This is a genomic window from Bathymodiolus heckerae thiotrophic gill symbiont (genome assembly GCF_900128515.1).
Taxonomy (GTDB): domain Bacteria; phylum Pseudomonadota; class Gammaproteobacteria; order PS1; family Pseudothioglobaceae; genus Thioglobus_A.
On the sequence record NZ_FQTP01000099.1, the window covers coordinates 1 to 4,860 of the forward strand.

At 33.6% G+C, this 4,860-nt stretch carries 5 protein-coding genes and 1 pseudogene; 1 reads left to right on the top strand and 5 read right to left on the bottom strand.

Going from position 1 to position 4,860, the window contains the following annotated elements:
* The 5 genes and pseudogenes from BTHERMOSOX_RS09310 to BTHERMOSOX_RS09330 all read right to left on the bottom strand — a co-directional run.
* Positions 1 to 194: pseudogene (locus BTHERMOSOX_RS09310) on the bottom strand (hypothetical protein); the annotation flags it as partial.
* Positions 195 to 248: 54 nt separating this feature from the next.
* Positions 249 to 1,112: an FAD-dependent oxidoreductase gene (locus tag BTHERMOSOX_RS09315; protein WP_138120825.1), complete on the bottom strand. Its 864-nt coding sequence runs from the start codon at positions 1,110 to 1,112 to the stop codon at positions 249 to 251.
* A 456-nt stretch (positions 1,113 to 1,568) separates the two neighbouring features.
* Entirely contained in the window at positions 1,569 to 2,414 is an 846-nt protein-coding gene (locus BTHERMOSOX_RS09320) for a Fic family protein (protein ID WP_138120827.1), read from the bottom strand.
* A 90-nt stretch (positions 2,415 to 2,504) separates the two neighbouring features.
* Positions 2,505 to 2,786, bottom strand: a complete 282-nt coding sequence (locus tag BTHERMOSOX_RS09325) for a hypothetical protein (RefSeq protein WP_138120829.1) — start codon at positions 2,784 to 2,786, stop codon at positions 2,505 to 2,507.
* The gene (locus tag BTHERMOSOX_RS09330; RefSeq protein WP_138120831.1) at positions 2,786 to 3,418 is read right to left on the bottom strand and encodes a ParA family protein; all 633 of its coding nucleotides are present in this window, start codon (positions 3,416 to 3,418) and stop codon (positions 2,786 to 2,788) included. The genes BTHERMOSOX_RS09325 and BTHERMOSOX_RS09330 overlap by 1 nt, the downstream gene beginning before the upstream one ends.
* Positions 3,419 to 4,075: 657 nt before the next feature.
* On the opposite strand from BTHERMOSOX_RS09330, the gene BTHERMOSOX_RS09335 reads away from it, so the two are divergent.
* Entirely contained in the window at positions 4,076 to 4,771 is a 696-nt protein-coding gene (locus BTHERMOSOX_RS09335) for a replication initiator protein A (protein WP_138120833.1), read from the top strand.
* The last annotated feature ends 89 nt before the right edge of the window (positions 4,772 to 4,860 follow it).

Sequence of the window (4,860 nt, forward strand, 5' to 3'; positions counted from 1 at the left end):
ACGACTAAAGCACTGACATGTAAAAACATACCTCCCAATACCCACGGGTTTGTTCCTACAGTCCAGATTAAAGCAATAATCCCATCAGGCCTTTCAGATATTAAAGCATGAGTCATCATTCCTTTTTTTAAGGCCACATGTGCAGTTGAGGACATTAATAAACTTAACAAAATTATTGAAATATTAATCAACAAATTCACTCCTTTCTATATTAATTTTAATAGCTCTTATGAAAAATAACTTCTTGCCTATAAATATCGGATGCAATATTCATATTTACATTGTTCTTTCGTATATTTTTCTAGTATGAAATTCTTTAATTCAGGAAACCTTTCATGCATTGACCTTCCATCGATTTTGAAGTGTACACCTTTAGATGAATAAATTATTGCGGGAGAATGGCTGAGTACCTCAGGTACTTTAACTAATGCCATTTCTGTTAACTCATGTTTTAAAGGGATCATATCTAAGCCCGAATCATTAATAACTTGATTGATCATTGAGTAGGTACAGTTAAACACCTCATCAACCTCAATAGGCTCTAGTTCAATTTCATCTATTAATGAGTAGGCTTGTATAAGTAACTTACCGTTCACCTCTCTTACAGATTGTACCTTCTGATTCAGATGATATTGAACGCCAGCATCTCCTATACGATCTAACATTTTCTGCATTAATTTTTCTGCATTAAATACAAACTCTTTAGTCGTAAAAACCGCTTCCACATAATGCGGATCAACTAAACTTGTTATTTTATGTGGAGCTGGTTCACACACAGCACCGATGCGGCTGCAAAAGTTCTCGAATTGATGGGCAGAAATCTTACTTTGTATATTAGAAATTAAATAATATTTATCAAACGTATCATCAATGCAGTCTCTGAACTCTTCGTAGAATTTTGGCAATGAAACTCTTGAGCGTAAAGCCGTCAATATACTTCTAGGGTAATGATAACCATTATGCACTCGCGCTTGATTCACATACGAAGCTCTTTGCATGAAATTATCTTCTTTTTCAGAAAGCATTACCTCATGCCCCTGTCTCGCAAAGTATTCAGATAGATACATTCCAAAAAATCCGCCACCTATTATTAATATTTTTTTTGAGATCACTGTTTTTCCATTTTATTTAATAGAGGTTATTTAGAATTCATACAGGATTCATTTCAGGAAATCATTATCACCTAAACGAGCGTTTATGTGACAGTCGTAATTACCATCAGGTAGCAGCCGCTAAAATAAAAATCAGTACTTTAATCAGGTTTTCTTTAAACTTGCGAACGTATCTCGGCACCTTCGTTTTGCCTTACCCCGAGTTTTTAACATAAGACCCCGTTATGCGAACTTTAATAAAAGTAGTGTTTTAGCTAAAAGCACTCAATAGACCAGTAAATTTAGCCTATTGATTTATTTTATATAATTTTAAAAACGCTCAAACCAAGAGATTTTTAACTCAGGGGCTTTTAGCCCTGAGTTGACAAAGTGAATTTTTATATAGCTTATAGTTTAATAGCAGCTAGATTTATATAATAAATCATTGATGATTTCTTCCTTTTAGGAAGGACGTCTTTATTTTTCTGATGTTAAGTCATTAATAACCTTTTCATAAGTCTCTATGAGTTCAGTGCTAATAAAGCGAATGAAGGGTATTAAGTCGCCGTTATCAGCTTTAGATAAGGCATCAAGATACATCCTTTTCTTATCATTTCTAACGACAACAGGGAAAAAGCCATTTTTTAATAAAATAAGGTTCATCAATATTCTAGCTCCCCTGCCATTGCCGTCATCAAAAGCGTGAATACGAACTAGGTTATAATGAGCTACTGCGGCTATATAAAGTGGATGTAACTTATTTTTTTTGTCATTAATCCAAGTAATAAGATCTTCCATCTGATCTTTTACATTCATTGGGTCAACATACCAATGGATTGTTCCATCAGTCTGTAAAACGTGATTGGACTGCTTTTTATACTCACCTGATGTCAGTCTTTTTTTGACTTTCTCACCTTGACTATTTTGTGCAACGGTATAGGTAACTCCTGATAGCAACAAAGCATTGATTTCTTTTAATACATATTCATTAATATCCCGTTTATTACTGACGAGTTCATAAAGATAATCAATCGCTTCAACATGGTTTTTAGCATCAAGAAAATCTTTAAATGGCTTCCCTTCAACCGTTAAACCTTCACTGATAAAAAAAAATGTTTCGCCTAAAGTAAGGGTACTTCCTTCAATGCTATTTGAATTATAAGTCCAATCAACTTTTAATTTTTTAGCAATGATATTCCAAAGCGAATCATCATTACTTTTTAATGAATTTATTTTGTCATTAAGGGAGGAAGCCTTGCTAAACAAGTATTCAATATCTGTCGTTATTTCCTGGTTATAGAATTTATTTGTGGCCTCAGTCATTTCTTTATCTCAAAAACTATATGCTATATATATAGCAGCTATAGTAATAGCTGCTACCTTTATAACTAGCTACCTATATAGCAGCTAGTTTTATATGTTTCCGTGTTTATTTTCATAAAGATCAATGGCTTTCTCTATCAATTCAACGATCTTTAGTTCATCCCTAGCGGCTAACATTTTTACTTTTTTATGAAACTCAGGGGTAACACGAGTTGCTAACTGTTCAGTCCTACCTGTCTTTCGTTTAGTTCTACCATCAACATACTCATTATCTACGGGTGCTATTTCAGGCGCACTTAAATTATTTCCTGCATCATTTAATGAAGGTGGAGTCCCTAAGTTCTTTTTCTTAAATTTCGATAGATCAGCCATTATTCACTTTTAATTGCATCGACGATGGATTGGATTAATTCATCAGCCTTTTTGTTTAAAGATTGGTAAGAGGTTTCTGTTATTGACAGCCCTAAATTTTGAGCTTGTCTATAGGAAGGTTTTTCAAACAAACACCCAGCTAAAACACCATAACCAGTTTGAATAAGATAAGTTTTACAAGCGTCTAATTCGGAATCAGTACCAATCCTGGATAAGGCAAAGAATAACTTTGATTTTGGTATTCCCGCTTTAAATAATTCATGGAATAGCAATATAGCAGGCTCTAGATCATCCATGCTTGCCCCAGTGGGTTGAATGACAATATCTGACTGCCTGGCTATATCTAAGGTAGCTTTACTGGCTCTTGCTGGACCATCAATAATTAACAAATCATAATGACTAATGTTTTGTAATGCCTGCTCTGCAGTCTTGAAGGATTCTACTGAGCCAATGGGTTTATAGTTTAAATCTAAGCGCCTACGATGCCAGTTAACGATAGTACCTTGCTGAGTATCTAAGTCAGCCACCTTAACTGTTAGCTCTTGATTATTAGCTTCACGAGCTAATCCTCTGGCTAGAGTTGACTTACCAACCCCACCTTTTTGTGAGATAAAACTTATACATATTGTCATTATAGCAGCTAGATTTATATAAAAATTACAGCTATATTTATATCATAAAAAAGATTACTTAACAATACTTCTTACTTAAGTTCCCAGCCGCCTTTAAGAATATTATTCAAAAAAAACTGTATATGATTTAACGGTTTTGATGTTTTTACTAAACTACAAGAGAGCAGGTTTAACGCGTTAAAATCATGCTATTGCTTGCTAAAGAATGATTATGAAGCATTGAACGTTGTACCAAAGCTATCAAAATAAGATTGTTATTCATGTTTACTTACAATACTCAAAAGTTTTGGAGGAAAAAGTAAAATAATAAAAAGGTAACTTAAAAATAAATTTTCAGATTTATATCAATGTTGATCGTTATTTTTGTCTTGTGTTTTTAACTTTAAAATGAAAAAAAATAAAAAATTACTAAGTTAGATAAGTTAAAGATAGTTAATATAAGTTACAGGATAAAAAAAAGCTCTGTATGCCTTGACACATAAGGCTTATAACTTTTTAATGGTTAGACTTCTACGACATTTGGTTAGACTTCTACGACATAAAATTAGTTTGTTCAATTAAGATAAAAAGTATTGTGGTTTAGGCATAAAGTTTTTAATACGCCGATAGTAAGTGTATGATAAAAATCATTCCATAGTTATTAATACACCGATACTTATGAACAATTCATTACTACCTGATAGGCATAGAAATAAGGACTTCTTCATCTGTGATGTTTTTGATTCGTTCAAAGACGACATAGCATCAATGGAACATCCTGTTTTTAGCCTGTCTAAGAAACCTGACCACCGAGTTTTAAGCTATGAGTATAAGGGTATCAAAATAAAGATTAAGCCTAGCTATACAGGCTTAGCGACGATTCTTGATAAGGATATTCTATTGTATCTATCCAGTTCGTTAATGTGCGCAAAGAATTCTGGTGAAGTAATATCTAAAACAGTTAGGTTTACTAGCTATGATTATCTTGTTGCTACAAATAAAGGTACTGGTGGGTTCCAGTATACGCAGATGCAAGAGGGCTTGGAACGGCTAAAGGGTACAGTTATTCAGACTAATATCAAGACCAATAAAGTTGAGACTACAGAAGAGTTTGGACTTATAGATGCGTGGAAAACAGTTAAAGAGAATGACAACGGTAAGGCTATCGCTATCGAAGTTAGATTGTCCGATTGGTTTTATAATTCGATTGTTGGTGATGCAGTTCTTACAATAGACAAAGATTATTTTAGATTGCGTAAACCAACTGAGCGGAGACTCTATGAGTTAGCGCGTAAACATTGCGGTAATCAAGTAGTATGGAAGATAAAGCTTGATAACGGGTCTTTCTGCATAAAGGTACCAAACGCGACATAGGAATCTTTGTTAGCTATTGTTGGTTGTATCTTGCATGTATTTTAGCTACTCCCAATTTCATGCTCTTTTATGCGGCTCAAATTTAAAGG

Coding starts and splice junctions, on each gene's coding strand:
- BTHERMOSOX_RS09335 (WP_138120833.1), top strand. CDS start 4,076: ATGAACAATTCATTACTACCTGATAGGCATAGAAATAAGGACTTCTTC.
- BTHERMOSOX_RS09325 (WP_138120829.1), bottom strand. CDS start 2,786: ATGGCTGATCTATCGAAATTTAAGAAAAAGAACTTAGGGACTCCACCT.
- BTHERMOSOX_RS09330 (WP_138120831.1), bottom strand. CDS start 3,418: ATGACAATATGTATAAGTTTTATCTCACAAAAAGGTGGGGTTGGTAAG.
- BTHERMOSOX_RS09320 (WP_138120827.1), bottom strand. CDS start 2,414: ATGACTGAGGCCACAAATAAATTCTATAACCAGGAAATAACGACAGAT.